The sequence below is a fragment of the Streptomyces sp. TSRI0107 genome, assembly GCF_001905845.1.
Lineage (GTDB): Bacteria > Actinomycetota > Actinomycetes > Streptomycetales > Streptomycetaceae > Streptomyces.
In genome coordinates, this window is the sequence record NZ_LIVZ01000004.1 from 612,478 (window position 1) to 638,378 (window position 25,901).

The following is a 25,901-nucleotide window of genomic DNA, read 5'->3' on the forward strand; positions in this document are numbered from 1 at the left end:
TCCCTCAGTCCCATTCGAGGCCGCCGCGCCGCCAGACGTAGGCGTAGGCGACGAAGACGGTGAGCACGAAGAGCAGCATCTCCACGAGCCCGAACACACCCAGGGCGTCGAAGGTGACGGCCCAGGGGTAGAGGAAGACGATCTCGATGTCGAAGACGATGAAGAGCATCGCCGTCAGGTAGTACTTGATGGGGAAGCGCCCGCCGCCGGCCGGCGTGGGGGTCGGCTCGATGCCGCACTCGTAGGCCTCGAGCTTCGCGCGGTTGTACCGCTTCGGACCGATCAGCGTGGCCATGACCACGGAGAAGATCGCAAAGCCTGCCCCGAGGGCTCCCAGTACGAGGATGGGCGCATACGCGTTCACCGCTCCTCGCTCCTCTCAGTCGGCACTGACTGCTGGCGGTTGCATCGGGCTCACATCCGCCCCACCAGTCCCACGAACCCCGTTGGTCCCGGCGAAGATCGAGAACATGTGAAGCAGGTCACAAGCCCAACTGCCTCGCATCTTATGCCCGGCACTCTGTGATCTGCGACACGGGGTATTCCACAAGCTTTGTGATCTCCACCACCTGACGAAGGATCATGAAGTCATATGAGCAGTGATCTTCGCACTAGAAGCACCAGAGTGATCACTACTGGTGACATTTCCGCTCGTCGGCCCAGCTCGCGGGGGGCGTCTCAATATCAAGATGGTTCCCGCGCATGCAAATTGGCGTTGGACTTGATCTCTTGATAGAGGGCGCTATTCACACCTCGGAGGGAGGTGCGGGGCCGGGTGTGGACGCGTGCACGCGTTCACGAGCTCGCCGGCCGCCGGTCCGCGCGCCGGACGCGCCCGTCGCGGCGACCGTTCCGTGACCTCCGCCACATTCATGAGAGGCCGATGAGAACCGGGCTTGGCCAACCACCCCAACCAGTGGTAGGTCGCGGGCAATTCGGGCGTAACGACGAAAGGCCATGATCACAGGCTTGTGGGGCAGGGTCCGCAATGTCCGTTAAGGCGTCAATAAGGAGTCCGCGCCCCGCGTTTCAGAGGCTCGATTGAACAACTGTGGCGCAGGACACGTTTCTTGAAGGTATGAAGGAGCCCCTGATACCGGTTGTTCTCATGTCCCACACCGCTCACATACGCAGCCACCGGAAGCCCCGCCGCAGCGCGTCGACGATCGCGATGCGGGCCGGAGTTGCCGGTGGCATCCTCAGCACCGTGGCAGTGGCCGGTGCGTCGGGGGCCGCCAACGCCGCCGAACCGGTGACGCAGACCATCGAACTGCCCACCCTGACGGCCGACCTGGCCGCCCAGGTCGCCCAGTCGGCGGACGCCACCGAGCTGGCCGCCGCGAACTACGAGCTGCAGGCCGAGCGTGACGCGGCCGCCGCCAAGGCGGCCAAGGAGGCCAAGGCCGACCTCGCCGACGCGAAGAAGAAGGCCGAGGCCAAGAAGAAGGCCGAGGAGGCCGCCCGCAAGGCCGCCGCCGAGCGTGCCTCGCGGAACGCCGAGCGGGCCACCCTGTCCGCGTCCGCGTCGACGTCCACGTCGGCGTCCGCCGCCGACACGTCCGTCTCCGCGCCCGCCAGTGGCAGCGTCGCGACGGTCATCTCCTTCCTCAAGGCCCAGGTGGGCGACGCCTACGTCATGGGCGCCACCGGACCCAACGCCTGGGACTGCTCCAGCCTCGTCCAGGCCGCCTTCCGTGAGGTCGGCGTGGACCTGCCGCGCGTGTCGCAGGACCAGTCGATGATGGGCACCGAGGTCTCCCTGTCCAACCTCGCGGTCGGCGACATCCTGTACTGGGGTGGCAAGGGCTCCGCGTACCACGTGGGCGTGTACATCGGGAACGGCCAGTACCTGGACGCCGCGAACCCCTCCAAGGGCGTCGTCATCCAGGACCTCTCCGGCTACCCGGCCTCGGGCGCGGTCCGCGTCCTCTGAGCCGTCGTACGACATGGGAAGGGCCGCAGCCGCTCGGGGGCTGCGGCCCTTCGCCCTTCGTCCTTCGCCCGTTCCCCGGCCGTATTTCCGTTGCCGTCCCGCGAGGCCGCCGCTAGCGTGCCTCGCGTGACGAACCCCGAGTCCGACAGAGCGGAGCCGCCGGTCGCCCGGCGGCGGGCCGCAGGCTGACAGTCGTACGGCTCCCCGAGCCGCCCCCGCCTCCGGCGACCGGACACGCGCTCCGCGTGCCTGGCCGGTTCTTCCTTCCCTCCAGCGCGCGGATGCTCCTGCCCGCACACTCACGCCGGAGTGGACTCCTTGCCTGTCTTCATCCATGTCCTGGGCCTCGCCGTCTTCGCCCAGGGAACCTCCGAGTTCATGCTGTCCGGGCTCGTCCCGGGCATCGCCCGTGATCTGTCCGTACCGGTGCCCGCCGCCGCGAGCCTGACGTCGGCGTACGCGATCGGCATGGTCGTCGGCGCCCCCGTGATGGCCGCCTGGAGCGCGCACTGGCCGCGCCGCCGGGCGCTGGCCGGGTTTCTCGCGGCGTTCGTCGCCGTCCACGCCGTCGGCGCGGTCACGGACGACTTCGCGGTGCTGTTCGGCACCCGGATCGTCGCCGCGGTCGTCAACGCCGGTTTCCTCGCCGTCGCGATGTCCGTCGCGACGTCCCTGGTCGCTCCGGAGCGGCAGGGGCGGGCGACCGCCGTCCTGCTGTCGGGGGTGACGCTGGCGTGTGTCGCCGGGGTGCCCGCGGGCGCGCTGCTCGGCGAGCGGGCCGGCTGGCGCGCCGCCTTCTGGGCGGTGGCCGCGCTGTGCCTGCCCGCGCTGGCGCTGGTGTTCCGCTCGGCGCCCGCCGACGCCGCCCGGCGCGCCGAGGTCCCGGTCCGCCGGGAGGCGCGGGTGCTGACGGCGCGCGCCGTGCGGTCGGCGCTGCTGCTCGCCGCCGTCGTCAACGGGGCGACGTTCGCGACCTTCGCCTACCTGGCCGTCATCGCCACCGACGTCACGGGGCTGCCCGGGGCGGCGGTGCCCGGGCTGCTCGCGGCGTTCGGGGCGGGCGCGTCCGCCGGCGTGACCGTGGCGGGCCGCAAGGGCGACGGCCGCCTGTTCCCCGCGCTCGCGGCGCTGCCCGCGGGGTGGGCGGTGCTGGCCGTGGCCGGCGCGCACGCGCTGCCGCTGTTCGTCGCGGCCACCGTCCTCGGCGCTCTGTCGTTCGGCGTCGGCTCGGCACTGGTGAACCGGGCCCTGAAGGCCGCCGCCGACGCGCCCGCGCTGGGCGGGGCGTTCGCCACCGCCGCGCTGAACGTGGGCGCGTTCACCGGCCCCCTCCTGGCCGGAGCCGCCACCTCCGCCACGGGCGACCAGCGGGCTGCCGCCTGGATCAGCGCGGCGCTGGCCGCGACGGGCGTCGTCATCGCGGCCGGCACAGCCCGCGGGCGGCGGAACCCCGTGGCGTGATCAGGGCTTCGGCACGACCTTGGCCAAGCCCCCTGAACGCGGGCGCGTTCGCGGGCCCCCTCCTGGCCGGAGCCGCCACTCCGCCACGGGCGACCAGCGCGCCCCCGCCTGGGTCAGCGCGGCGCTGGCCGCGACGGGCGTCGTCATCGCGGCCGGCACAGCCCGCGGGCGGCGGAACCCCGTGGCGTGATCAGGGCTTCGGCACGACCTTGGCCAAGCCCCCTGAACGCGGGCGCGTTCACCGGCCCCTGCTTGCCGGAGCCGCCACCCCCGGCGCCAAAAACCAGCGCGCCGCCCCCTGGGTCAGCGCCGCGCTGGCCGCCACCGGCGTCGTCATCGCAACCGGCACGGCCCGCACGCGGCGCAGCCCCGTAACGCGATCAGGCCTTCGGTGCCACCTTGGTCAGGCCGTTGATGATGCGGTCCATCGCGTCGCCGCCCGTCGGGTCGGTGAGGTTGGCGAGGAGCTTCAGGGTGAACTTCATCAGCATCGGGTGGGTCAGGCCGCGCTGGGCCGCGATCTTCATGACCTTCGGGTTGCCGATGAGCTTCACGAAGGCGCGGCCGAGGGTGTAGTAGCCGCCGTAGGTGTCCTTGAGCACGCGCGGGTAGCGCTGGAGGGCGACTTCCCGCTGGGCCGGGGTGGCCCGCGCGTGCGCCTGGACGATGACGTCGGCGGCGATCTGGCCGGACTCCATGGCGTAGGCGATGCCCTCGCCGTTGAACGGGTTCACCAGGCCGCCGGCATCGCCGACCAGCAGCAGGCCGCGGGTGTAGTGCGGCTGGCGGTTGAAGGCCATGGGGAGCGCGGCGCCGCGGATCGGGCCGGTCATGTTCTCGGGGGTGTAGCCCCAGTCCTCGGGCATGGACGCGCACCACGCCTTCAGGACCTCCCGCCAGTCCAGCTCCTTGAAGGAGTCGGAGGTGTTCAGGACGCCGAGGCCGACGTTGGAGGTGCCGTCGCCCATGCCGAAGATCCAGCCGTAGCCGGGCAGGAGGCGGTCCTCGCCGGGGCCGCGGCGGTCCCACAGCTCCAGCCAGGACTCCAGGTAGTCGTCGTCGTGGCGCGGGGAGGTGAAGTACGTGCGCACGGCGACGCCCATCGGGCGGTCCTCGCGGCGGTGCAGGCCCATCGCCAGCGACAGGCGGGTGGAGTTGCCGTCGGCGGCGACCACGAGCGGGGCGTGGAAGGAGACTTCGCGCTTGTCCTCGCCGAGCTTGGCGGTCACGCCGGTGATGCGGCCGGTGCGGTCGTCGACGATCGGGCCGCTGACGTTGCAGCGCTCGTACAGCCGGGCGCCCGCCTTCTGCGCCTGCCGGGCCAGTTGCTCGTCGAAGTCGTCGCGCTTGCGGACCAGGCCGTAGTCGGGGAAGGAGGCGAGATCCGGCCAGTCCAGCTGGAGCCGGACGCCGCCGCCGATGATGCGCAGGCCCTTGTTGCGCAGCCAGCCGGCCTCCTCGGAGATGTCGATGCCCATCGCCACGAGCTGCTTGACCGCCCGCGGGGTGAGCCCGTCACCGCACACCTTCTCGCGCGGGAACTCGGTCTTCTCCAGCAGCAGGACGTCGAGCCCGGCCTTGGCGAGGTGGTACGCCGTGGTGGAGCCCGCTGGCCCCGCGCCCACGACGATCACGTCGGCGGTGTTGTCGGAGAGGAGGGGCTCGGTCACGGCGGGATCTCCCCAAGTTCGAAATCTGCGTGCCGACCGGCACTGGACATGGGCAGTCTATTCAGCACAATTGATCAACCGGCTGAAGGGCTGCCCCGTGAACAGAACGCTCCCCGTGGTACGGCTGCGCGTCCCCACCGACGAGGACGCCGTCGCCTGGCACCGGGTCTTCGACCACCCGGACGTGATGGAGTTCCACGGCGGCCGCTCCGCCGGGCTGTCCGTCTACGAGGAGCTGACCGCCCGCCAGCGCAAGCACGACGCGGAACTGGGCTTCTGTCTGTGGACGATGCTCGACGAGGAGGACCGGGTCATCGGCTTCACCGGCGCGCAGCCCTGGCCTCTCGAGTGGGGTCCGGCCGGGGAGATCGAGATCGGCTGGCGGCTGGGCCGGGAGCACTGGGGCCGGGGCTATGTCACCGCCGCCGCGCAGATGACGCTGGAGCGGTTGCGCGCGGCGGACGTGCCCGGTGTGGTGGCGATGGTCAACGCCCGCAACGCCCGCTCGATCGCGGTCACCCAGCGGCTGGGCATGCGGCTCGCCGAGACCTTCACGACGCCCGAGTCCGAGCAGCAGGGGCACTGCTACCGACTGGCGTTGTGACGCACGGTAATAGTCGGCTACGGAAAGACACCTGACGCTTCCGGACGGCACCCCCGGGCGGTTACCCTGCCAGTACCGCTGGGGGTGACATCTGTGCGTATACCACCCAAAACACCCGAAGTGCGTGTGCCGAGACTCGTCGGTCTCATGGCCGTCGACGCGCGCGAGGCGGCCGAGTCGCACGGGGTGCTGCTCGCCGCACCGGACCGGCCGGACTTCCCGCGCACGGTCGTGGACTACGTCGTACGGCAGTACCCGCCACCCGGAGCCGAGATACCACGCGGCGCCGTGGTCACCGTCTGGTTCGACTTCGGCGAGGGCGAGGGCGGCGGAGGCTCCGGCGTCCGCGAGCCCCGCGTCCCGGGCCCGCCGCACGGCGGCATCCGCCGCGAGCTGATCACTCCGGAGGAACCACGGGCGATGAGCCCGCTCAGCTCTCCTTGAACCCGCTCAGCTCTCCTTGAACCCGCGGTGCAGTGCCACCACGCCGCCCGTGAGGTTCCGCCACGCCACCCGCGACCAGCCCGCGCCCTTCAGCCGGTCGGCGAGCGCCGCCTGGTCGGGCCAGGCACGGATGGACTCGGCGAGGTAGACGTACGCCTCCGGGTTGGACGACACCGCGCGGGCCACCGGCGGCAGCGCCCGCATCAGGTACTCGGTGTAGACGGTGCGGAAGGGCGCCCAGGTCGGGTGCGAGAACTCGCAGATCACGACCCGTCCGCCGGGCCGTGTCACCCGGTGCATCTCGCGCAGCGCCGCGTCGAAGTCCTGGACGTTGCGCAGCCCGAAGGAGATGGTGACGGCGTCGAAGACGTCGTCCTTGAACGGCAGCCGGGTCGCGTCCCCCGCGGTCAGCGGCAGCCACGGGTGCTTGCGCTTGCCCACCTGGAGCATGCCGAGGGAGAAGTCGCAGGGGACGACGTAGGCGCCGGTGCGGGCGAAGGGCAGGGACGAGGTCGCCGTACCGGCGGCCAGGTCGAGGACCTTCTGCGCGGGCCGCGCGTCGACGGCCTTGGCGACCTCCTTGCGCCAGGCCCGGGCCTGCCCGAGGGACAGCACGTCGTTGGTGAGGTCGTACCGGTCCGCCACGTCGTCGAACATCGAGGCGACTTCGTGCGGCTGCTTGTCCAGGGATGCGCGGGTCACGCCCTCATTGTTGCAGCAGGGCCCGGCGGCAGAAGGCGCGGCGTGCGTTTCCCGGCCACGTCCTCCACCCACCCGCACAGCAGCACGAAGGCGGCGATCAGCACCCAGCCCACCCCGAACATGAACCACTGGCTCTCCAGCGGCAGATGGGCCTCGAAGGCGGGCACCTCCCAGAACCGGTCGATCAGCGGCACCGCCAGGATCAGCGCGATCTCGTGCCAGAGGTAGACGGTCACCGCGCGCGCGTTGAAGACGCTCACGATCCGGTCCAGCCTCGGCGCGCGGGCGAGCCAGGAGAAGTCGGCCTTGAAGTACATCAGCGGTGTCACGAACCCCGCCGACCAGAAGGCCTGGGCGAGCGGGTTCTCGTCCAGGTCGTAGGTGCCGTACTCGGCCTGGTGCGCGAGGGCGTACCAGCCGCCGTACGCCAGCGCGGCCAGCGAGAACAGGACGACGGCGGACGGCTTCAGCCGCCGGAGCACCCCGTCGCGGTGGGCGAAGCCGAGGAGCCAGCAGAAGAGGTACGTGGCCAGGTCCAGCAGGGCGGTGCCGAAGCGGTCGTCCGGCGGCTGCCAGGCGAACCGGAGGGCGACGACCGGGGCGAGGGACAGCGCCAGCACGGGTACCGGCGCGAGCCGGAAGACCCGCAGCAGGAGCGGCGAGAGCAGCACGAACCACAGGTAGGTCCGCAGGTACCAGAGGACTTCCCAGGCCTGCGCGCCCCACGCGTCGCCGGGCGGGTCGCCCAGCGGCACGATCCAGAAGACGATCTGCCAGCCGGGCATCCAGCCGTGCACCAGCATCGCCGCGACCACGAAGACGCCCCAGAACCAGAACGGCGGGAGCAGTCTGCGCACCCGGCTCCTGACGACCTTCGGGGCCGGGCGCTCCAGGGACTTCGCCATCAGCGTGCCGGCCAGGGCGAACATGACGCCCATCGACGGGAACACCAGGCCCGCCCAGGCCCACCCGAACGTGTGATACGCGACCACGCGGACGAGGGCCGCGGCGCGGAGGGCGTCGAAGTACCGGTCGCGTCCGGCAGCCGCGGCCCTCCGGTGCGAGCCCACCTCAGCTCACCCCCGAGGGACCCGCCGGAGTGCCGACCTCGCCCGTCCGCTTCAGCTTCTGCCAGCGCAGCCGGCCGCCGGTGAGGGCGGTGACGCAGGAGTGGATGAGGACGAGGTACATCATCTGCCGGTACGCCAGCTGCTGCAGCGGCATCATCAGCAGGTACCGGTACTTCTCGCGGTCCAGGCGGAAGGCGTACGCGGCGCACAGCAGCTGCACTCCCAGCACCGCGAGCCACGCCAGCAGGGCCGCCCGGAAGTCGACGAAGACCATCGAGTAGACGGTGAAGACGTCGATGAGCGGCGCGAAGACCGGCGTGACGATCTGGAAGATCACCACCAGCGGCAGCCCGACCCGGCCGAACCGCCCCGAGGGGCCCTTGTCGGTGAGCGCCTTGCGGTGCTTCCACAGCGCCTGCATGGTGCCGTACGACCAGCGGTAGCGCTGCGACCACAGCTGCTTCAGCGAACCGGGCGCCTCGGTCCAGGCCCGCGCGTGCTCCTGGTAGACGACCCGCCATCCCGCGCGGTGCAGGGCGATGGTGATGTCGGTGTCCTCGGCGAGGGTGTCCTCGCTCATCCCGCCGACGTCCAGCACCGCCGCGCGCCGGAAGGCGCCGATCGCGCCGGGGATGGTCGGCATGCAGCGCAGCAGGTCGTACATGCGCCGGTCGAGGTTGAAGCCCATCACGTACTCGATGTGCTGCCAGGCCCCGATGACCGTGTCGCGGTTGCCGACCTTGGCGTTGCCCGCGACCGCGCCGACGCCGGGGTCGGCGAAGGGCTGCACCAGCTGCCGTACCGTGTCCGGTTCGAAGACGGTGTCGCCGTCCATCATCACGACGATGTCGTACGACGCGCTGCGCACCCCGTTGTTGAGGGCGGCGGGCTTGCCCGCGTTGGCCTGGCGGATGACGCGGACGTTGGGCAGGCCCAGGGACTCGGCGATGTCCGCCGTACCGTCCGTGGAGCCGTCGTCGACCACGATGATCTCGATCGGATGGGTGCTTCGCGCCAGCGAGTTCAGGGTGTTGGCGATGCACTCCTTCTCGTTGTACGCCGGGACGATCACGCTGACCGGTTCGGTGACCAACGGCCCCCAGGAGAACCGGCGTCTGTTGCGCTGCCGGTAGTGGCGGCGGGCGAGGATCAGCATCATCCCGAAGCGGCCCAGTACCGCGACGCCGACGACCGCCAGGCCGACGGACAGCGCCGGCACGGTCCACTCGGCGACGGCGACGGCCGCGACGAGCGCCTTGCCCTCGTAGAGGGTGGCGCCGGTGGCGGGGTGGTGAGCCGCCTGCGAACCGGCGCCGGACGCGGCGGCGCCCGGGGCCTGCTGCCCCATGGCCCCGCTGATGGTGGTGAAGGTGTAGCCCTTCGCCCGCATCTTCTCGATGTACTTCGGCAGCGCCTCGATGGTCTGCGAGCGTTCCCCGCCGGCGTCGTGGAAGAGCACGGACGCGCCCTCGCCGTCCTCGGGCGTGGCCCACTCGACGATCTTCGAGACGCCGGGGCGCTTCCAGTCGTCGCTGTCGGTGTCGATGAAGACGCTGGTGTAGCCCTGCTTGCCGAGCTGCTCGTAGACCTGCCAGCTGTAGTCGTCGATGGCGTCGGTCTTCGAGGAGTACGGCGCCCGGAACAGCGTGGTGGTGATGCCGGCCGCGCCCGCGAGGGCCAGCTGGGTCTGCTGCATCTCGCGGTTCACGCGGGCTTCGGACTGGTAGGACAGGTCGACGTGGGTGAAGGTGTGCAGGCCGATCTCGTTTCCCTGCTCGACCATGTCCGCCACGATGTCCGGGTGGCGGGCGACCATCGAGCCGAGCACGAAGAAGGTGGCCGGGACGTCGTACTCCTCCAAAACCTCCAGCACCTGCGGCGTCCACGTCGGGTCGGGGCCGTCGTCGAAGGTGAGCGCGATCGTCTTGTCCGGCACGGACACGGTCGTCGCCTGTCCGCCGCGGAAGGTGAGGATCGGGCCGCCGTCGAGGACGTCGTCGGGCACCTCGCCGGCGCCGGCCCCGGTGCGTACCCGCTGGTCGCCGCCGACCTCGGAGCGCAGATAGCCGTCGAGCAGCATCACGCTGGTCAGCGCGAGCAGGAGCAGCAGGGCGAGGATGACACGCGGTTTCTGCAGTGCCGCGGCCTTGCCCGCGGCCCGTTCGATGCGGGTGGGGGCACGGCGCCGGCCGCGGGAGGGAGTCGTCGTCATGGGTGTGGCTGCGTTCCGGTCGTGGGCGTCAGTCGGCGGTCGCCGAGGCGGACGGGGAGGGGGCGGCGGTGCCGGAGGGCGGCGCGCTGCCGGGCAGGCCGATCCGCTCGCCCATGCCGCCGGGGCGGACGCCGCCGGGCCCCTGGCCGCCGCCCGCGGCCCCCTGGGCGTCCGCGCCGAAGGGCAGCAGCGACGACGGGGTCAGTGAGCTGCCCCAGCCCATGAAGGCGGCGCCGAGGACGGCCGCGTAGGCGAGGCAGCCGACGCCGAGGAGGACGCCGATCCGGCGCAGCAGCCTGGACCTGCGTCCGGAGTTGTCGACGAACACGGGCCCTTCGGCGGACCCGGTGCCGCGTTTGCGGCGGCGGCCGCGCGTGGCCGCGCGGCTTTCGGTGACAGGCTCGGAATGCATTCCCCGGACGTTAGGGAGCCTTCATGTGCCGAGGTCACCGGCTTGCTGTGAAGCGTCCATGAGAATCGGCGCAGCCTGTGCGTCCGCTGAGAGATCCCGCCCGGGGCCCGGATTCTCACGGGTGGCTCCCAGCTGCGGGTGAGACGTTCCCGCGATGAAGGGATTCCTGAAGCCGACGGCCGCGCTCGCCTGTCTGGTCGCCCTGGCCACGGCCGGGTGCTCCGCCGAGACGGCGCCCACGACGTCCGATCCATCGCAGACGCCGTCCGCCACGCCGTCCGCCACAGCGCCGTCCACCGCGTCGTACGCCCTGTCGTACGCGCCCTACGTCAGCGCCACCACCGCCTCCGCCACCGACTCGGCCGGCTCCCCCGACGCCTACAACCTGGCCTTCGTCCTGTCGGACGGCAGCGGCTGCACTCCCGGGTGGAACGGCACCCAGGCGCTCACCGACGCGACCGTGACCTCCCGGATCGCGCGGCTGACGGAGTCCGGCACGCCCGTGCGGGTCTCGTTCGGCGGCGCCTCCGGCAAGGAACTCGCCGCCGTCTGCGGCAGCGCGGCCGAGCTGGCCGAGGCGTACGGCGCGGCGCTGGACGCGGCGGGGGCGACGCGGGCCGACTTCGACATCGAGGGCGACGAGCTGACCGACGCGGACTCGGTCGCCCTGCGCAGCGAGGCGATCGCCCTGCTCCAGCAGGAACGGCCGGAGCTGGAGGTCTCGTTCACCCTCCCGGTGATGCCGTCCGGGCTGGACGCCGACAGCCTGGCGCTGCTGGCGTCCGCCAACGAGCACGACGTGCAGGTCTCCACCGTCAACCTGATGACGATGAACTACGGCGGCTCCTACACCGGCGACATGGGCGGCTACGCGGTCCGTGCCGCCCGCGCCGCGCACACCCAGCTCGCCGACGTGTTCGGCCTGTCGTCGGCCGCCGCCTGGAAGGGCATGGCGCTGACGTCGATGATCGGCGTGAACGACGTCGACGGCGAGACGTTCACCCTGGCGGACGCGGCGCAGGTCCGGGCGTTCGCCGAGCGGCAGGGGCTCGCCTGGGTGTCGATGTGGGCGACGTTCCGCGACCGGGCGTGCGGGGAGGGCGACACGGCGTCCGAGTGCAGTGGGGTGGCGCAGGCGGACGGCGCGTTCGGTGCGGCGTTCGCGGGCTGAGCCGGGTCAGGCGATCCGCCACAGCGCCGGGACGGACGGGGGTTGCCAGCCGGGCTGTGCCGTGTGGGCCTGGAGGCAGAGCCAGGCGCGGCCGTCGTGGGTGACGCGGTCGCCGGGCCGGTAGGCGGTGCCGACGGTCCAGGTGCCGCCCGGCGGCGGGGTGGGGCCGGGGTCCTGCGGGACGGCGAGGACGAAGTCGAACGCCGCCTCCTTGGCACCGCCCGCGTCGCGGACGGTCATCAGCAGGCGCGGGTCGAAGATGGTGTCGGTGTTGTTGCGGGGCTCGTTCGGGAAGTACAGCTGCGTGGTCAGCACCGGCCGGTTCGGGGCCTGCACCTTCACGTGTATGTGCCGGGTCCGGCCCGGGTAGAGGCCGGGGACGATCGTGGTGAGGGTGAACGCGCCGTCGGCGCCGGTGTACTGGTGGCCGCGGAACCGGAACCCGGTGTTGTCGTAGGCCCCGTTGACGTCGGCCTGCCAGAAGTCCAGCAGGGCGCCGGCTATCGGCCGGCAGGCGAGGCCGAAGACGTAGCCGCTCACGGTGAGCCGGGTCCCGGGCGTGCCGGATTCCAGCAGGCTGGTCCTGCGGGGCGAGTTCGGCTTGAAGTAGGGGCCCTCGGTCTGGGGCGGCGTGGGGTCGTCGCCGTCGTCGCACGCCGGGGTGAGCGGGGGTGCCGTGTCCTGGGCGGTGAGGGTGCGGGCCAGCGCCGGGGCGCCGGCCAGGGCCGCGGGAACCGCGACCGTCGCGGCGAGGGCGGCGCGCAGCACCGTCTTGCGGCTGACGAGCGGGGAGTTCTCCTCGGCCGGGTCGCGCGTCTCGTTCGTCGCGTTGTCCATGCCTGCTCCTTGTGGGGGCTGTCGGAACGACTTCGGACTGAACGGCACCGAACCTAGGCGTGTGCGTGCGGGGGTTCGATGGACTGGTGTGCGCGGCTGTGGTGTTTTCGGAAGGCGCCGGGGCTCTGCCCGGTCTCGCGGCGGAAGAAGCGGCTGAAGTACGCCGGGTCGGTGAAGCCGGTGCGGGCGGCGACCTGGCGTACCGACAGCTCGGTGTGCGCGAGGAGCCGTTGGGCCTGGCAGGTGCGGGCCTCCCGCAGCAGCCGTCCCGGGCTGCGGCCGGTGGCGGACCGTACGGCCTGGGTGAGGTAGCCGGGGGTGACGCCGAGCCGGTCCGCGCACTCCCGGACCGTCCAGGCGACCGCGTCGGGGCGGGCGATCAGCCGGGCGAAGGCCTGGGCGACGGCGGCCCCGCGGCCCTCGGCCGGGACGCCGGGCGCGGGCCCGTCCGGGAGCCGGGCCACCCGGACGGCGAGTACGTGCAGCAGTGCCCGCAGCACGCCCTCGTACCCCGGTCCCCGCTGCTCGTACTCCCTGACCAGCTCGGTCATGAGGGCGCCGATGCGTTCGCCCTCCCCCGGCGGCGGCCGGAACCAGCCGCGTTCGGCGAGCCGGCGCAGCAGCTCGCGGTCGCCGGGGTGGTCCACGAGGAAGTCCTCGGTGAACAGCACGAGCGTGCCGTCGAGGGCGTGGCCGTCCTCCCAGTGGTGCACCTGGCCCGGCGCGAGCACGGCCAGGTGCTGCGGTGCGAGCGGTCGGCGGGTGAGGTCGACGACGTGGGTGCCGGACCCGGCGGTGACGTGGACGATCTCGTAGAAGGTGTGCCGGTGCGGCCGGTCCCAGCGGGCGTACGGCCCCAGGGAGTCGAAGTCGCCGGCCGCGAAGGGGACGGTTCCGGGGCCGGCCACTTCCAGCCGGTGCAGGGGCGGTTCGCCGGTACGGGGCGGGAGAGAGGGTGTCCCGGGCGGGACGGTGGTGCCGCGCATGGACCCGAACCTCCTGATGGCAGGTACAGACCAATCCGAGCGCCACCAGGGTCTCACGCCGGTCATGCCGTCCGCGAAGCCCTCGCCTCGTCCTCGGAGAACTACCGGCGGCGGTGCACCAGGCGCCCCGCGACGACCGTCGCCACGCAGGTGGCGGCGCCCTGCCGGACCAGGGCGGCCCGGTCGGGCACGTCGAAGACGGCGAAGCGGGCGGGGCCGCCCGCGGCGAGCGGCGGCAGCAGGATCAGCGGGACCGGAGAGAGGGACGGCGGCCCCGGCAGCGACGGCGGCCGCTGCCCGACGGCGAGCCCCGCGCGCCGCACCGCGTCCAGTGCGGCCCGCTCGCGCAGCTCCCCCGCGATGGCGACGGTGCCGTGCGCGAGGAGCCGCTGCACGCCGCGCCGCGCGCTGGCGCCGCGGCGGGCGGGGTCCGCGCGGAACAGGGCCTGCGCACGCTCCCCGCCGATCGGCTCCGTGCCGAGCCGGTCGGCCTCGCGCGGGTCGGGGTGGTACGTCCGCTCCAGCAGCTCCGGCCCGTACGGGTTGAGCAGCCCGGGGGTGAGGATGCCGGGCCAGCGCCGCACCCGGGCCCGCGGGTGGGCGGCGGCCAGCTCGTCGTACGGGCCGACGGCGGCGAGGTGTGCGCCGTCGACCAGGACGGCGTTCTCGGGCGAGGCCTCGGCGACGTGGAGGGTCAGCAACGCGGGCTCAGTTGGCGGCGAGGATCTTCAGCTCGGGGTGGGCGGTGCCACCCTCGATCGCCGTCGACGAGATGTGGGAGACGACCCGCTCGTCGACGGGGTCGTTCGCCGGGTCGTCGTGCACGAGCAGGTGCTCGTACGTCGTGCTCCGCTGGGCCGGGACGCGGTCGGCACCCCGGATCATCTCGATCATCTCCATGAGGTTGGAGCGGTGCTTGGCACCGGCCGCCGAGACGACGTTCTCCTCCAGCATGATCGAACCGAGGTCGTCGGCGCCGTAGTGCAGGGTCAGCTGGCCGGCGTCCTTGCCGGTGGTCAGCCAGGAGCCCTGGATGTGGGCGACGTTGTCGAGGAAGAGGCGGGCGATCGCGATCATCCGCAGGTACTCGAAGATGGTGGCCTGGGTGCGGCCCTTCAGGTGGTTGTTCTGCGGCTGGTAGAGGTACGGGATGAAGGCGCGGAAGCCGCCCGTCCGGTCCTGTACGTCACGGATCATCCGCAGGTGCTCGATCCGCTCGGCGTTGGTCTCGCCGGTGCCCATGAGCATGGTGGAGGTCGACTCGACGCCCAGGTTGTGCGCGGTCTCCATGATCTCCAGCCAGCGCTCGCCGCTCTCCTTCAGCGGGGCGATCGCCTTGCGCGGCCGCTCCGGCAGCAGCTCGGCGCCGGCGCCCGCGAAGGAGTCGAGGCCGGCGGCGTGGATGCGCTGGATGGCCTCCTCCACCGACACCTTGGAGATCCGGGCCATGTGCTCGACCTCGCTCGCCCCCAGGCTGTGGATGACGAGCTGCGGGAAGTCCTTCTTGATCGCGGAGAAGTGCTTCTCGTAGTACTCGACGCCGTAGTCCGGGTGGTGGCCGCCCTGGAACATGATCTGCGTGCCGCCCAGTTCGACGGTCTCCGCGCACCGGCGCAGGATGTCGTCCAGGTCGCGGGTCCAGCCCTTGTCGCTCTTCGGCGGGGCGTAGAAGGCGCAGAACTTGCACGCCGTGACACACACGTTCGTGTAGTTGATGTTCCGCTCGATGATGTACGTCGCGATGTGCTCGACGCCCGCGTACCGGCGGCGGCGCACCGCGTCCGCGGCGGCGCCCAGGGCGTGCAGCGGCGCGTCGCGGTAGAGGTCCAGTGCCTCCTCGGGGGTGATCCGCCCACCCGCTGCGGCGCGGTCGAGCACAGACTGGAGGTCGGCCTTCTCGGTCACCGGGGCGTCCCTTTCGTCAAGGGTTGTGGACGGACTGATCCAGCGTACGCCAGGGGTTTCCGCGCGCTCACGTCAGGCCGCGTACGCAGCAGCCGGCCGGGCGGAGAGTACGGCGTGTCATGATCACTGCTTGCCGTGTGCGCGACAGCGAAGGGTCTTCCATGGAGCGAATCGCCGGCCGGGCGGGCATCGCCCTGTTCGTCCTCGTCGCCGCCCTGCTCGGGCTCGCCGTGCCGGGCGCGCGTGCCGCGGAGGGCGTGCCGGTCGCGCAGGCCGGCCATCTCGCCGAGCGGCTGCGCGACGAACCGGTGTACATATCGGATCAACTCCCTCGTGAGGTGCCGAGATCCACCGCGCCCGACTTCGCGAAAGCGGCACAGCGAACCGGCCTGCCCACCTACGTCCTCGTGCTGCCCGCCGGGAGCGCCGGCGGCGAGGAGCTGCTGGACGCGGTGCACGACCGGCTCGGGCGGGACGGGCTGTACGTCCTGCTGGACGACTCGGGCGTCACGGACGCCGCCGCGTACGGCGTGACCGCGCCCGCCGACGACGCCGTGACCGTCTCGCTGTACGAACTCCCCTACGACGCCGGACCGCTGCTCAGCCTGCGGCGCTTCGCCGACGTCGTCGCGCAGGGCGAGGAGAAGGCCGCGGCGCGGGCCGAGGCCGCCCGCGAGAGGTACGGCGACGGCGACGAGCCCGAACCCCTCTACATCGGCCCCTCCGACCGGGACGACCAGTCGCTCATGACGGGGGCCGCGCTGACCGGCGTACCGCTGACGGTGCTGCTCCTGGTGCCGTACGTACGGCGGTGGCGGCGCCGGCTGCCGGGCGCGCCCGCCGGGCGGCCGGCCGCGCGGCGGCGCTGGGTCGTCCCGGCGGTCGCCGTCGCCTGCGCCGTCGCGGTCGCCGTCACCGCGAACGCCCGCTTCGACCAGACCCGTTCCGGCGCCGCGCCCGCGCCGACCGCCGCCGACATGTCCGCGCGGGTCGAGCGGGTCGCCGCGGGGCTGAGGCAGGACCCGGTGTACGAGGACCCGGAGAGCCCGCGGGTGCTGACCGCGCGGCAGCGGGAGCGGCTGCACGAGCGGATCCGCGCCTTCGCCCGCTCGGAGGGCGGCGGCCCGGTGTACGTCGCGCTGGTCCCGCAGCAGCCCGAGGACGAGTCCGCGGGCGACGACGAGCTGTTCGCCGCCGCCGTGCACCACCGGGTGGGCGAGGACGGCGTGTACGTCGTCGCCGACCCGGTGCTGGGCGTGATCGGCGTCTACAACCACGGCCTGCGGCTGGACAGCCTCAGCGTCACCTTCGACGTGCCGGAGGCCGTCGCGTACGGCGACGACGCGGCGGGCCGGGCCGACGACCATCTGATGGGCCGGCGCCTCGACCGGCTCATGACCTTCCTGGAGAAGGCCCCGCGCACCGAGGAGCCCGATTCGCTCGGCGACCCCGCCCCCGCCCCCAACCCCCGCGAGGAGGACACCCTGCGGCCGCTGTTCTCCGGGGAGTTCTGGCCCGGCCTGTGGTCGGGTGCCGTGCTGGCGGGGCTGCTGTTCGCGCTGGTGGCGGCGGTGCTGGCGCTGACCGGGAAGGCGCTGCGGCGGCGTGGTGCGCACCCGGTGCCGACGGAGGCGCTGCCGTACACCCAGCCCACCGAGCCGTCGGCGGACTTCCTGCGCCGCACCGCGCGCGCCGAACTGCGTGCCTTCGACGCGCACTTCACGGACGATGCCGGGGCGCGTGCCCGGAACTGCATGGAGGCGGTGCTGCTGCTGACCGGCGGCGGCCGGGAGCGGCTGGCGGATGCCGCGAAGGACCCGGCGCCGGCCCCGGCGACGCTGGTCGCGCTCATCGTCCTCGCCCGCGCCGGCCGGGCGGCGCTGCCCCCGAACGAGGGCGGGCCCGAGGACCGGGTGTGCGGGGTGAATCCCCTGCACGGCCCGGCCCGCACCCGCCGTGACGTCCGCGTCTCGGCGGAGCACCGCAACCGCAGGCGCTGGCTGCCCGTGTGCGAGCCGTGCCGTGACGCGGCGACGGCCGCACCGGCCTCGCTGCCGGGGATGCGGCTGACCCTGCCGGACGGCGGCGGACGCCGGTTGCCGTACGACGAGTCGGAGGGCCCGCTGCCCGCGGTACGGGACGGGATCCCTCGGCTGATCAGCCGGATCCGGGAGAGCGCCGCCGCTACCTGAGCTTCGACAGCCGGGCCTCCGGCTTGCCCGACTCGGAGCTGTCCGACTGGTACTTCAGGTCGTCGCCCACGGGAGTCAGCCGTATCGTCGCCTTCGCCCCGCTGCAGCCGCCGTGGTTGGACTCCGCACCGACGGACGTGGCGACGAGCTGCTTCCCGGTCACCTGCTCCAGGGTCAGGACGTCCGTGCATACGCCGCCCAGCGCGTCCGTCTGGCGGACCTCGCCCAGTTCCTCGCCGACCTCGGCCTGCCGGAGGGTGACCCGGAAGGTGCCGACGGGCAGCGCGCCGCCGAGGGCGGTGCCCTGCCCCTCCCACGTGCCGAGGTAGCGGGCCGGTACCTCGGCCGGGGACGGGGCGTCCCCGGGGCTGCCGGGATCCCCGTCGCTGGGGGCCGGGGAGTAGGCGCCGCTGTCCTTGCCGCCCTCCGCGGTGTCCCGGTGGCCGCCGGGCAGGAGGTCGAGGACGAGGACCGAGCCGACCGTCACCGCCGCCAGCGCGCCCGCGACGGCCAGCGCGACCGAGCAGCTCAACCGCCGCCCCCTGCCGTCCGCTTCGGGCGCCGCCGAGGCGGCCACGGTGACGGAGAGCTTGCCGGGGCGCCCGCCGGACGGGGTGACGGTGTCCCGCGGTGGCGTGCTGTCGTACGGCTGCGGCTGCGGCTGGGACTGCTGCGGCTCCTGTCTCTGCGCCGGTACGGCGGGCGGCATCACCGGCGGCGGCCCGAACGTGCCTGCGGACTGCGGCACGCTCACCGCGGGCGTGCTGAACCCGACCGGCCCCGACGGCGTGTCCGTCGCCGCCTCCAGGTTCAGCAGCCGTACCGCGCTCCGGCTCACCCCCTCCACCAGCGCCGGGGGCAGCCAGCCGTCCGCCACCAGGCGTGCCGCGCCCTCGGGGGCCAGGCGCCGGGCCACCTCGTCCGGTGCGGGGCGGGCGCCCGGGTCCTTCGCCAGGCAGTCGGCGACCAGCTCGCGCAGGTCGCCCTCCAGACCGGCGAGTTCGGGCTCCTCGTGGACGACCTTGTAGAGCAGCGCGGCGGAGGAGTCGCCGGGGAACGGCGGTTCGCCGGTCGCCGCGTACGCCAGTACCGCGCCGAGGGAGAAGACGTCCGCCGCGCCCGTGACGCCCTTGCCGAGGATCTGCTCCGGCGACATGTAGCCGGGCGAGCCGACCGAGACACCGGTGGAGGTCAGCGACGCCGTGCCGTCGGTGGCGCGGGCGATGCCGAAGTCGATCAGCAGCGGGCCGTCCAGGGTGAGCAGCACGTTCGACGGCTTCACGTCCCGGTGCACCAGGCCCAGCCCGTGCACCGCGGCCAGCGCCTCCGCGAGCCCCGCGCCCAGCGCCCGTACCGCGCCGACGGGCAGCGCCCCCACCTCGGCCACCGCCGCGGTCAGGGACGGGCCGGCCGCGTAGGCGGTGGCGACCCAGGGGACCGGCGCCTCCGGGTCGGCGTCCAGGACCGGCGCGGTCCAGGCGCCGCCGACCCGCCGCGCGGCGGCGACCTCACGCCGGAAGCGGGCCCGGAACTCCTCGTCCAGCGCGAAGTGCGGGTGGACGACCTTCACCGCGACGGTGCGCCCGCCCGCGCTGCGGCCGAGGTACACCCGCCCCATCCCGCCGGAGCCGAGCCTGCCGAGCAGGCGGTACGGCCCCACGCCGGTGGGTTCGTCGACTCCGAGCGGCTGCATGGCGCGCCCCCTCCCCCGTGGCCCTGTCAACTCCAGCAGGTTACGCAGGTTCGGGCGCCGGGTGCCGTTCCCCGCTACGGCTGAAGCAGGTCCACCTTCACGTCGGCCGGGAAGCCCGTCGACGGGCCGACCCGCCGGGCGAACTCCGCGACGGCGGCGAGCTGCGGCTCGCCGAAGCGGAAGTCCAGGGTGGTGAAGTACCGCTCCAGGACCCGCTCGTCGAAGGCCTCCCAGCGGGCCGCCTGTTCGGCGACCTTGCCGACCTCCTCCAGGGAGAGGTTGCGGGAGGCGAGGAAGGCCTCGTGGACCTTGCGGGTGATGACCGGCTCGCGTTCCAGGTAGTCGCGGCGCGCCGCCCAGACCGCGAAGACGAACGGCAGGCCCGTCCACTCCTTCCACAGCGCGCCCAGGTCGTGTACGGCGAGGCCGTAGCGCGGCCCGTCGTGCAGGTTGGCGCGCAGCGCGGCGTCGCCGATGAGGACGGCGGCCTCGGCCTCCTGCATCATCAGGCTGAGGTCGGGCGGGCAGCTGTAGTAGTCGGGCTGGACGCCGAAGCGTTCCGCCAGCAGCAGCTGGGCCAGCCGGACGGAGGTCCGCGAGGTCGAACCGAGGGCGACCCGGGCGCCGTCGAGGCGGTCCAGCGGGACCTGCGAGACGATCACGCAGGACATGACCGGTCCGTCGCAGCCGACGGCGATGTCGGGGAAGGCGACCAGGTCGTCCGCGTTCTTCAGGAACTCGACGAGGGTGACGGGCCCGATGTCGAGGTCTCCCTGCACCAGCTGCTCGCTGAGCTTCTCCGGGGTGTCCTTCGTCAGCTCGAAGTCGAGGAGCGTGCCCGTTCTCGCGAGCCCCCAGTACAGGGGCAGGCAGTTCAGGAACTGGATGTGGCCGACGCGCGGCCGGGTGCGAGAAATGTCCACATCGCGAGGCTAGACCCTGGGCAGTAGGCTGCTGTCCTCGCCCCCGGCGTCGGACAGGCGTGGCGATCTTCAAACGTCCGGGTGACGTGATCTTGACCTCTATTGCTTTCGGGTGCCCGCGTGCTAGGCTCGCCGCAAGTTGCAGTTTGGTTTCCCTTGCAGTACAGAGCCTGCGGAGCATGTGACCGCGGGCTCTCGTCGTTTTCAGGCGGATGCAGTTGTGCAGAACTCGTCTTCACACTTGCTGGTTCTGGAGCAGGGCAACCCTTTGGGCCCAAGGAGGGCTTATGGCTACCGGAACCGTTAAGTGGTTCAACGCCGAAAAGGGCTTTGGCTTCATCGCCCAGGAAGGCGGCGGCCCCGACGTCTTCGTCCACTACTCCGCGATCAACGCGACCGGCTTCCGGTCGCTTGAGGAGAACCAGCAGGTGTCCTTCGACGTCACGCAGGGTCCGAAGGGCCCGCAGGCTGAGAACGTCACCCCGGTCTGATCCTTCCTGATCCGGGATCCGATCTAGCGCAGTACCCAAGGAGCCCCGCGCCTTTCGGCGACGGGGCTCCTGCCCTTTCCCCGGCCCATTCGCAGGCCGCCTTCCGGTGAATTCTGTACGAATTCTCGGATGCGTCAGATGTGCTGCATGATCAGCACGAACGTCGTGCCCGGCAGCAGTGCCTCGTAGGCGTGCGGAACATCCCCGCGATAGGTCATGTAGTCGCCCGGGCCCAGTTCCACGCTCTCCCCGCGCGGGCCCGCCTTCACCCGTCCGGAGCTCACGATCAGGTGCTCCACGGAGCCCGGAATATGCGGCTCGGATTCCCTCGCGGCGCCCGGTTCCGCCCGTAGGGCGTAGATGTCCCGGCGGGCACCGGGCGGACACGCCGAGAGCAGGGTCGCCACGTAATTCGCCTGTTCGGACGCGACCGAGGGCCCTTCTCCCGCCCGGATCACCCGTACGGCCGGAGCCGGCGGCTCGACCAGTGCGCTGAACGGCACCCCGAGCGCCACGCCGAGCGCCCAGATCGTCTCCACGCTCGGATTCCCGCTCGCCGCCTCCAGTTGGGAGAGCGTCGACTTGGCGATCCCCGCCCGTTTGGCCAGCTCGGACAGCGACAGCCCGGCGCGGGTGCGTTCCCGGCGCAGGGAGGCGGCGATCCAGTCGAGGGGGAGGCGGGGCGGGGTGCCGCTCCCGGGCGCGGAATCGGTCATGTCGTTCGCTCCAGAAGTACGATCGTTCGGCTTGACGAACAGGAGGCCGTCTGTTCATTGTAGAAAACATGCGTTCGCCACTCCGAACACCCATGGTCCTCCCCCTCGTTCGCGACGCCTCCCTCGTCTGGGTGGCCGGCGGCATCGTCGGGATCTCCTTCGGCGCGGTGGCCGTCGCGGGCGGGCTGCCCGTGTGGGTGCCGGTGGTGATGTCCCTGGTGGTGTACGCGGGGTCGGCCCAGTTCAGCGCCGTCGGCGTGCTGCTGGCCGGGAGCGGACCGCTCGCCGCGGCCGCCACCGGCCTGCTGCTCAACACCCGTACGGCCGCGTTCAGCCTGGCCGTCGCCGACGTGCTCGGCCGCGGCCGCCTCGCCCGGCTGCTCGGCGCCCACCTCGTCACCGACGAGACCGTGGCCTTCGCCCTCGCCCAGTCCGACCCCGAGCGGCGGCGGACGGCGTTCTGGGTCTCGGGGCTCGGACTGTTCGCCGTGTGGAACGTCTCGGTCCTGGCCGGGGCCCTCGCCGGCAGCGCGCTCGGCGACACCGCCGCCTACGGGCTGGACGCCGCCTTCCCCGCCGTCCTCGCCGCCCTGGTGCTGCCCGCCCTGCGCGACGACGCCCGCACCCGCCGCTGCGCGCTGCTCGGCGCCTGCGTCGCCCTGCTGGTGACGCCCCTCGTCCCGGCCGGAGTGCCGGTGCTGCTGGCCCTCACCGGGCTCGCCCTGTACGGCGGCGGCCGGAAGGAGGCCGCGGCGTGAACCCGACGGTCGCGATGATCCTGGCGCTCGCCGTGGGCACGTACGCCCTCCGGCTGGTCGGACCGGTGCTGCACGGGCGGGTCGAGATACCGGCGCGGGTGCAGGAGGTGCTGTCCGCCGGGGCGGTGGTGCTGCTCGTCGCCCTGCTGGCCGGCGGCGCCCTCACCGAGGGCGGCGGCTTCGCCGGCTGGGCACGGCCGGCCGGGGTGCTGGCGGCCGTCGCCCTGGCCTGGAGGGGGGCGCCGTTCGTGGTGGTGGTGCTGGGGGCGGCCGGGGTGACGGCACTGCTGCGGGCGGCGGGCGTGGCCTGAACCGGCCGGTGTGTCACAGGAGGTCTCTAGGGTCCCTGCCCATGACTGACACCGACACCGACTTCCTCGCCACCACCCGCACCTTCTACGACGCCATCGCCGAGGAGTACGCCGAACTCGCCACCCGCGTCTTCGCCGCCCAGCCGCTGGAGCGGGCGCTGCTGGGCACGTACGCCGAACTCGTCGGCGGCGCCGGGGAGGTGGCGGACCTCGGGTGCGGAACGGGCCTCGTGACGGCGCACCTCGCCTCCCTCGGGCTGCCGGTGTCCGGCCTGGACCTGTCGGCGTCGATGCTGGCGGTGGCCCGGCGCGAGCACCCCGGGCTGCGGTTCACACAGGGCTCCATGCTGGACCTCGACCTGCCCGACGGACAGCTCGCCGGGGTCGTCTCCTGGTACTCCTCCATCCACACGCCGGTGGACCGGCTCCCCGGCCTCTTCGCCGAGTTCGCCCGCGTCCTGGCCCCGGGCGGGCACCTGCTGCTCGCCTTCCAGGTCGGCGACGCGCCCCTCCACCTGGACCAGCCGTTCGGCCACCCGGTCGCCCTGGACTTCGAACGGCGGCGGCCGGAGCGAATGGCGGAGCTGCTGGAGCGGGCCGGGTTCGCCCTGTGGTCGCGGACCGTGCGGGAGGCGGACGAGACCCTGGGCGAGTCCGCTCCGCAGGCGTTCCTGATCGCCGTAGGACGGCCCTAGGGGGTGTCTTGCCGATCAGGCCGGATCAGGGAGCGGCGTCTGGTGCCGTGCATCGCAAGGCGGAGGAGGGAGCCGATGCGGCGCATCGGGGACCGACGACAACGCGGCGAGGCGCGGTGCCAGGCGCCGCGAGCCCGGCATGATCGGCGAGACGCCCCCTAAGGAGCGTCACCCAGCACGGCCAGGCAGTCCGTCCACGCCGCATCGCTGAGCAGGGGGCGGAAGCGGGTGAAGAGGGACAGCAGTTCGGGGCCCCACCGGGCGCGGAACACCGGGTCGTGCCGGGCGAGGTCGAGTTCGTTGGCGGCGGTGAGTTCGGCGAGGTCGCGGCGCAGCCGCTCGTCCGGCCGGTGCCGCGCGCCGGTGAAACGGTCGCGTACCTCCCCGGTGCCGTCGGCGAGGGTCGCGTAGCTCGCCGAGCGGTCGCAGCTGCCGTAGAGGTAGACGATCGCCTCGGCCTCCGGGCCGATCACGGCGGACAGTTCGGCCCGCCGGTCGAGCGGGAGCAGGACCGCCGGGAAGCCGTCGGTGCCGTAGCAGGCGTGGCACAGACCGGCCTGCTGGAGGGCGGGGCGGGCCTGCCAGGCCGCCAACCGGTCGCGGACGCGGTCGAGATGGGTGAGCAGGGTGCCGCCGCGGTGCGCGAGGGCGCCCGCGCCGAGCTGTTCGAGGAAGGTGCGTGCCTGCATGGGGTCCTCCGGTGATGTGGGTCGGCACCCGCTCCTCCCCCGCCACCGGTCCGGACCTCGGCGGGGCGCGGAGCGGGTTGCCGCCCGGGCCCTGCCGAGATCGTCGTACACCGGCTGACGCCCAGTCAATCCTAAGGAATACTGCGCACATCCAAGCGATACCTTGGGTCTCATGACGCTCGACGACCTCCGTGTGTTCGTGGCCGTGTGCCGTGCCGGAAGCCTCAGTGCCGTGGCCCGTGACCTCGGCTGCACGCAGTCGGCGGTGAGCCAGCACGTGAAGCGGCTGGAGCGGGAGACCGGGGTCAGCCTGCTGGAGCGGCGCCCGCGCGGTGTCGTGCCGACGGCGGCCGGGCGGGTCCTGGAGGCCGCCGCGGCCGAGGGCATCGGCGGGCTCGACCTGGCGCTGCGGCGGCTGCGGGACCTGGTCGACGGCGAGACCGGCTCGGTGCGGGTGGCGACCGGCGGCACGACCGTACGGCACTTCATGGCGGACGCCATCGTCGGCTTCCGGCGCCGGCACCCCCGGGTCAGCCTGGAGTTCCGCACCGAGAGCTCCAGCCGCGCCTGCTTCGACGCCCTCGCCGGCAGCGACCTCGACCTCGCCTGGATCACCCTCGGCCCACCGGTGCGCGGCATCGAGCAGCGCCCGGTCGTCGACCTGCCCTGGGTCCTGGCGGTGCACGCCGACGACCCGCTCGCCGCCAGCCCCGCCCTCGACCCCGCCGGCCTCGCGGACCTGCGGCTGATCCGCCTGCCCCCGGACTCCACCTCGGCGGCCCACCTGGACGCCGCCTGCGCCGACCTCGGAGTCCGCCTCGCCCACGACACCAGCGTCGCCGACTGGGACACCGCCCTGCTGCTCGCGGAACTGGGCCTGGGCCGGGCGGTGGTGCCCGCGCTGCCGGGACTGCGGGCGGCGAGCGGCGGCGGCCTGCGGCTGGTGCCGCTCCCGGCGCTGCGACCGCTGACGGTCGGCTGGGCGGCCCGGCAGTGGGACGCGCTCACCCCGCTCGCCCGCGCCTTCGCCGAGACGGTGGCGGCGAGCCGCCGCGCCGACGCGACGCCGGGTGAAGGGCGGTAGATTTCCCGGGAGTCGGCGAGCGGGGGGATGAGGGAATGGGCGTACCGGCCGGCACACTGTCCGCCGAGCGGTTCGAGGCCGAGCGGGGGCGGCTGCGGGCCGTCGCCTACCGGATGCTCGGGTCGCTCGGGGAGGCCGAGGACGCCGTGCAGGAGGCCTGGCTGCGGGCCTCGCGCGCGGACACCGGCGAGGTCGGGAACCTCGGCGGCTGGCTGACCACCGTCGTCGCGCGGGTCTGCCTGAACGTGCTGCGCGCGCGGCGCGCCCGGCCCGAGGAACCCCTCGACCACACCCTCCTGGACACCCGGCCCGACCCGGAGCAGGAGGCGCTGCTCGCCGACTCCGTCGGGGTGGCGCTGCTGGTCGTCCTCGACCGGCTGGGGCCCGCCGAACGGCTGGCGTTCGTGCTGCACGACATGTTCGCCGTCCCCTTCGACGACATCGCGCCGCTCATCGACCGCACCCCGGCCGCCGCCCGGCAGCTGGCCAGCCGCGCCCGGCGCCGGGTCAGGGGCACGGACCCGGCGCCCGCCGATCTCGGCCGGCAGCGCACCGCCGTCGCCGCGTTCCTCGCCGCCACCCGGGGCGGCGACTTCGAGGCGCTGGTGTCGCTGCTCGCCCCGGACGTCGTGCTCACCGCCGACAAGTGGGTCGTGCCGACGCCCGAGCCGGTCACCGTGGCCGGCGCCGACCGGGTCGCGCGGGGCGCCATGGCGGCCATGGGCCGGGCCCGGTTCACCGGTCCGGCGCTGCTGGACGGCCGGGTGGGGCTGGCGATGGCGCCGGGCGGGCGGCTGGCGCTGGTGCTGTTCTTCACCGTCACGGACGACGGCATCACGGAGATCGACGTCGTCGCGGACCGGGAGCGGCTGGCGGAGCTGGCCGTGGCCGCGCTGCCCGGGTCGCTTCCCGGTTCGCTTCCCGGTTCGCTTCCCGGGTGAC

General features: G+C 73.1%; 26 protein-coding genes. 12 read left to right on the forward strand and 14 right to left on the reverse strand.

The genetic code is table 11. The features are described 5' to 3' along the window. Positions 1-4: 4 nt before the first annotated feature. On the reverse strand, positions 5-364 hold the full coding sequence (locus AMK31_RS13215) for an NADH-quinone oxidoreductase subunit A (RefSeq protein ID WP_007383963.1): 360 nt from the start codon (positions 362-364) through the stop codon (positions 5-7). 714 nt (positions 365-1,078) lie between these two features. Between AMK31_RS13215 and AMK31_RS13220 the strand changes: the two genes are divergently transcribed. Both AMK31_RS13220 and AMK31_RS13225 read left to right on the forward strand, forming a co-directional pair. Further along, positions 1,079-1,933 (forward strand): C40 family peptidase, encoded by an 855-nt coding sequence (locus AMK31_RS13220; RefSeq protein ID WP_073940634.1) that lies wholly within the window; start codon positions 1,079-1,081, stop codon positions 1,931-1,933. 318 nt (positions 1,934-2,251) lie between these two features. After that, positions 2,252-3,394, forward strand: coding sequence for a Cmx/CmrA family chloramphenicol efflux MFS transporter (locus AMK31_RS13225; protein ID WP_073940791.1), 1,143 nt, complete (start codon positions 2,252-2,254; stop codon positions 3,392-3,394). A gap of 380 nt (positions 3,395-3,774) precedes the next feature. Here the strand turns inward: AMK31_RS13225 and AMK31_RS13230 are convergent, their stop codons facing one another. Continuing rightward, the gene (locus AMK31_RS13230) at positions 3,775-5,064 is read right to left on the reverse strand and encodes a geranylgeranyl reductase family protein (protein WP_073940635.1); all 1,290 of its coding nucleotides are present in this window, start codon (positions 5,062-5,064) and stop codon (positions 3,775-3,777) included. Positions 5,065-5,161: 97 nt separating this feature from the next. Here AMK31_RS13230 and AMK31_RS13235 point away from each other — a divergent pair, with 97 nt between their 5' ends. After that, positions 5,162-5,668: a GNAT family N-acetyltransferase gene (locus AMK31_RS13235; RefSeq protein WP_073940792.1), complete on the forward strand. Its 507-nt coding sequence runs from the start codon at positions 5,162-5,164 to the stop codon at positions 5,666-5,668. 120 nt (positions 5,669-5,788) lie between these two features. Beyond that, the gene (locus AMK31_RS13240; protein ID WP_241842633.1) at positions 5,789-6,112 is read left to right on the forward strand and encodes a PASTA domain-containing protein; all 324 of its coding nucleotides are present in this window, start codon (positions 5,789-5,791) and stop codon (positions 6,110-6,112) included. Between the two features lie 6 nt (positions 6,113-6,118). Here AMK31_RS13240 and AMK31_RS13245 read toward each other — a convergent pair whose 3' ends face one another. From AMK31_RS13245 to AMK31_RS13260, 4 genes are read right to left on the reverse strand one after another with little or no spacing between them, the layout of a single operon-like run. Further along, complete coding sequence (locus AMK31_RS13245; RefSeq protein ID WP_073940637.1) at positions 6,119-6,814, reverse strand: demethylmenaquinone methyltransferase; 696 nt, start codon at positions 6,812-6,814, stop codon at positions 6,119-6,121. Then, positions 6,811-7,884 (reverse strand): acyltransferase family protein, encoded by a 1,074-nt coding sequence (locus tag AMK31_RS13250; protein WP_073940638.1) that lies wholly within the window; start codon positions 7,882-7,884, stop codon positions 6,811-6,813. Before AMK31_RS13250 ends, AMK31_RS13245 begins: the two co-directional genes overlap by 4 nt. Position 7,885: 1 nt before the next feature. Next, positions 7,886-10,096 (reverse strand): bifunctional polysaccharide deacetylase/glycosyltransferase family 2 protein, encoded by a 2,211-nt coding sequence (locus AMK31_RS13255; RefSeq protein ID WP_073940639.1) that lies wholly within the window; start codon positions 10,094-10,096, stop codon positions 7,886-7,888. A 28-nt stretch (positions 10,097-10,124) separates the two neighbouring features. Beyond that, positions 10,125-10,508 carry a hypothetical protein gene (locus AMK31_RS13260; RefSeq protein WP_073940640.1) on the reverse strand — a complete coding sequence of 128 codons (384 nt, stop codon included), beginning with the start codon at positions 10,506-10,508 and terminating at the stop codon, positions 10,125-10,127. A 154-nt stretch (positions 10,509-10,662) separates the two neighbouring features. On the opposite strand from AMK31_RS13260, the gene AMK31_RS13265 reads away from it, so the two are divergent. Beyond that, complete coding sequence (locus tag AMK31_RS13265; RefSeq protein ID WP_073940641.1) at positions 10,663-11,679, forward strand: chitinase; 1,017 nt, start codon at positions 10,663-10,665, stop codon at positions 11,677-11,679. Between the two features lie 6 nt (positions 11,680-11,685). Here the strand turns inward: AMK31_RS13265 and AMK31_RS13270 are convergent, their stop codons facing one another. The 4 genes from AMK31_RS13270 to mqnC all read right to left on the reverse strand — a co-directional run bounded on the left by AMK31_RS13270 (position 11,686) and on the right by mqnC (position 15,407). Beyond that, entirely contained in the window at positions 11,686-12,516 is an 831-nt protein-coding gene (locus AMK31_RS13270; RefSeq protein ID WP_073940642.1) for a dioxygenase family protein, read from the reverse strand. 53 nt (positions 12,517-12,569) lie between these two features. Next, on the reverse strand, positions 12,570-13,502 hold the full coding sequence (locus AMK31_RS13275) for a helix-turn-helix transcriptional regulator (RefSeq protein ID WP_073940643.1): 933 nt from the start codon (positions 13,500-13,502) through the stop codon (positions 12,570-12,572). A gap of 101 nt (positions 13,503-13,603) precedes the next feature. After that, positions 13,604-14,203, reverse strand: a complete 600-nt coding sequence (locus AMK31_RS13280) for an imidazolonepropionase-like domain-containing protein (protein ID WP_073940644.1) — start codon at positions 14,201-14,203, stop codon at positions 13,604-13,606. Between the two features lie 7 nt (positions 14,204-14,210). After that, positions 14,211-15,407 (reverse strand): cyclic dehypoxanthinyl futalosine synthase, encoded by a 1,197-nt coding sequence (mqnC, locus tag AMK31_RS13285; protein WP_073940645.1) that lies wholly within the window; start codon positions 15,405-15,407, stop codon positions 14,211-14,213. A 161-nt stretch (positions 15,408-15,568) separates the two neighbouring features. On the opposite strand from mqnC, the gene AMK31_RS13290 reads away from it, so the two are divergent. Further along, on the forward strand, positions 15,569-17,599 hold the full coding sequence (locus AMK31_RS13290) for a hypothetical protein (protein WP_073940646.1): 2,031 nt from the start codon (positions 15,569-15,571) through the stop codon (positions 17,597-17,599). Here AMK31_RS13290 and AMK31_RS13295 read toward each other — a convergent pair. Further along, on the reverse strand, positions 17,592-19,292 hold the full coding sequence (locus AMK31_RS13295; protein WP_073940647.1) for a serine/threonine-protein kinase: 1,701 nt from the start codon (positions 19,290-19,292) through the stop codon (positions 17,592-17,594). The genes AMK31_RS13290 and AMK31_RS13295 overlap by 8 nt on opposite strands. Before the next feature lie 74 nt (positions 19,293-19,366). Next, positions 19,367-20,215 (reverse strand): menaquinone biosynthetic enzyme MqnA/MqnD family protein, encoded by an 849-nt coding sequence (locus AMK31_RS13300; RefSeq protein ID WP_073940648.1) that lies wholly within the window; start codon positions 20,213-20,215, stop codon positions 19,367-19,369. A 287-nt stretch (positions 20,216-20,502) separates the two neighbouring features. On the opposite strand from AMK31_RS13300, the gene AMK31_RS13305 reads away from it, so the two are divergent. Next, positions 20,503-20,706 (forward strand): cold-shock protein, encoded by a 204-nt coding sequence (locus tag AMK31_RS13305; protein ID WP_004984723.1) that lies wholly within the window; start codon positions 20,503-20,505, stop codon positions 20,704-20,706. 134 nt (positions 20,707-20,840) lie between these two features. Here AMK31_RS13305 and AMK31_RS13310 read toward each other — a convergent pair whose 3' ends face one another. Next, a complete protein-coding gene (locus AMK31_RS13310) occupies positions 20,841-21,422 on the reverse strand; it encodes a helix-turn-helix domain-containing protein (RefSeq protein WP_073940649.1) in 582 nt (193 codons plus the stop codon). 68 nt (positions 21,423-21,490) lie between these two features. On the opposite strand from AMK31_RS13310, the gene AMK31_RS13315 reads away from it, so the two are divergent. From AMK31_RS13315 to AMK31_RS13325, 3 genes are read left to right on the forward strand one after another with little or no spacing between them, the layout of a single operon-like run. Further along, the gene (locus tag AMK31_RS13315) at positions 21,491-22,180 is read left to right on the forward strand and encodes an AzlC family ABC transporter permease (RefSeq protein ID WP_073940650.1); all 690 of its coding nucleotides are present in this window, start codon (positions 21,491-21,493) and stop codon (positions 22,178-22,180) included. Continuing rightward, positions 22,177-22,491 carry an AzlD domain-containing protein gene (locus tag AMK31_RS13320; RefSeq protein WP_073940651.1) on the forward strand — a complete coding sequence of 105 codons (315 nt, stop codon included), beginning with the start codon at positions 22,177-22,179 and terminating at the stop codon, positions 22,489-22,491. The genes AMK31_RS13315 and AMK31_RS13320 overlap by 4 nt, the downstream gene beginning before the upstream one ends. A 41-nt stretch (positions 22,492-22,532) precedes the next feature. Next, positions 22,533-23,186: a class I SAM-dependent DNA methyltransferase gene (locus AMK31_RS13325; protein WP_073940652.1), complete on the forward strand. Its 654-nt coding sequence runs from the start codon at positions 22,533-22,535 to the stop codon at positions 23,184-23,186. Between the two features lie 158 nt (positions 23,187-23,344). Here AMK31_RS13325 and AMK31_RS13330 read toward each other — a convergent pair whose 3' ends face one another. After that, on the reverse strand, positions 23,345-23,875 hold the full coding sequence (locus tag AMK31_RS13330; RefSeq protein WP_073940653.1) for a DUF6817 domain-containing protein: 531 nt from the start codon (positions 23,873-23,875) through the stop codon (positions 23,345-23,347). Between the two features lie 172 nt (positions 23,876-24,047). On the opposite strand from AMK31_RS13330, the gene AMK31_RS13335 reads away from it, so the two are divergent. Next, positions 24,048-24,959 (forward strand): LysR family transcriptional regulator, encoded by a 912-nt coding sequence (locus tag AMK31_RS13335; protein ID WP_073940654.1) that lies wholly within the window; start codon positions 24,048-24,050, stop codon positions 24,957-24,959. A gap of 35 nt (positions 24,960-24,994) precedes the next feature. Continuing rightward, entirely contained in the window at positions 24,995-25,900 is a 906-nt protein-coding gene (locus AMK31_RS13340; RefSeq protein WP_073940655.1) for a sigma-70 family RNA polymerase sigma factor, read from the forward strand. Position 25,901: the final 1 nt, after the last annotated feature.

Excerpts from the sequence above, each read along its gene's own strand:
- AMK31_RS13330 (WP_073940653.1), bottom strand. The coding sequence starts at position 23,875 with ATGCAGGCACGCACCTTCCTCGAACAGCTCGGCGCGGGCGCCCTCGCG.
- AMK31_RS13335 (WP_073940654.1), top strand. The coding sequence starts at position 24,048 with ATGACGCTCGACGACCTCCGTGTGTTCGTGGCCGTGTGCCGTGCCGGA.
- AMK31_RS13260 (WP_073940640.1), bottom strand. The coding sequence starts at position 10,508 with ATGCATTCCGAGCCTGTCACCGAAAGCCGCGCGGCCACGCGCGGCCGC.
- AMK31_RS13340 (WP_073940655.1), top strand. The coding sequence starts at position 24,995 with ATGGGCGTACCGGCCGGCACACTGTCCGCCGAGCGGTTCGAGGCCGAG.
- AMK31_RS13275 (WP_073940643.1), bottom strand. The coding sequence starts at position 13,502 with ATGCGCGGCACCACCGTCCCGCCCGGGACACCCTCTCTCCCGCCCCGT.
- AMK31_RS13305 (WP_004984723.1), top strand. The coding sequence starts at position 20,503 with ATGGCTACCGGAACCGTTAAGTGGTTCAACGCCGAAAAGGGCTTTGGC.
- AMK31_RS13270 (WP_073940642.1), bottom strand. The coding sequence starts at position 12,516 with ATGGACAACGCGACGAACGAGACGCGCGACCCGGCCGAGGAGAACTCC.
- AMK31_RS13290 (WP_073940646.1), top strand. The coding sequence starts at position 15,569 with ATGGAGCGAATCGCCGGCCGGGCGGGCATCGCCCTGTTCGTCCTCGTC.
- AMK31_RS13315 (WP_073940650.1), top strand. The coding sequence starts at position 21,491 with ATGCGTTCGCCACTCCGAACACCCATGGTCCTCCCCCTCGTTCGCGAC.
- AMK31_RS13220 (WP_073940634.1), top strand. The coding sequence starts at position 1,079 with ATGAAGGAGCCCCTGATACCGGTTGTTCTCATGTCCCACACCGCTCAC.
- AMK31_RS13310 (WP_073940649.1), bottom strand. The coding sequence starts at position 21,422 with ATGACCGATTCCGCGCCCGGGAGCGGCACCCCGCCCCGCCTCCCCCTC.
- AMK31_RS13325 (WP_073940652.1), top strand. The coding sequence starts at position 22,533 with ATGACTGACACCGACACCGACTTCCTCGCCACCACCCGCACCTTCTAC.
- AMK31_RS13255 (WP_073940639.1), bottom strand. The coding sequence starts at position 10,096 with ATGACGACGACTCCCTCCCGCGGCCGGCGCCGTGCCCCCACCCGCATC.
- AMK31_RS13265 (WP_073940641.1), top strand. The coding sequence starts at position 10,663 with ATGAAGGGATTCCTGAAGCCGACGGCCGCGCTCGCCTGTCTGGTCGCC.
- AMK31_RS13295 (WP_073940647.1), bottom strand. The coding sequence starts at position 19,292 with ATGCAGCCGCTCGGAGTCGACGAACCCACCGGCGTGGGGCCGTACCGC.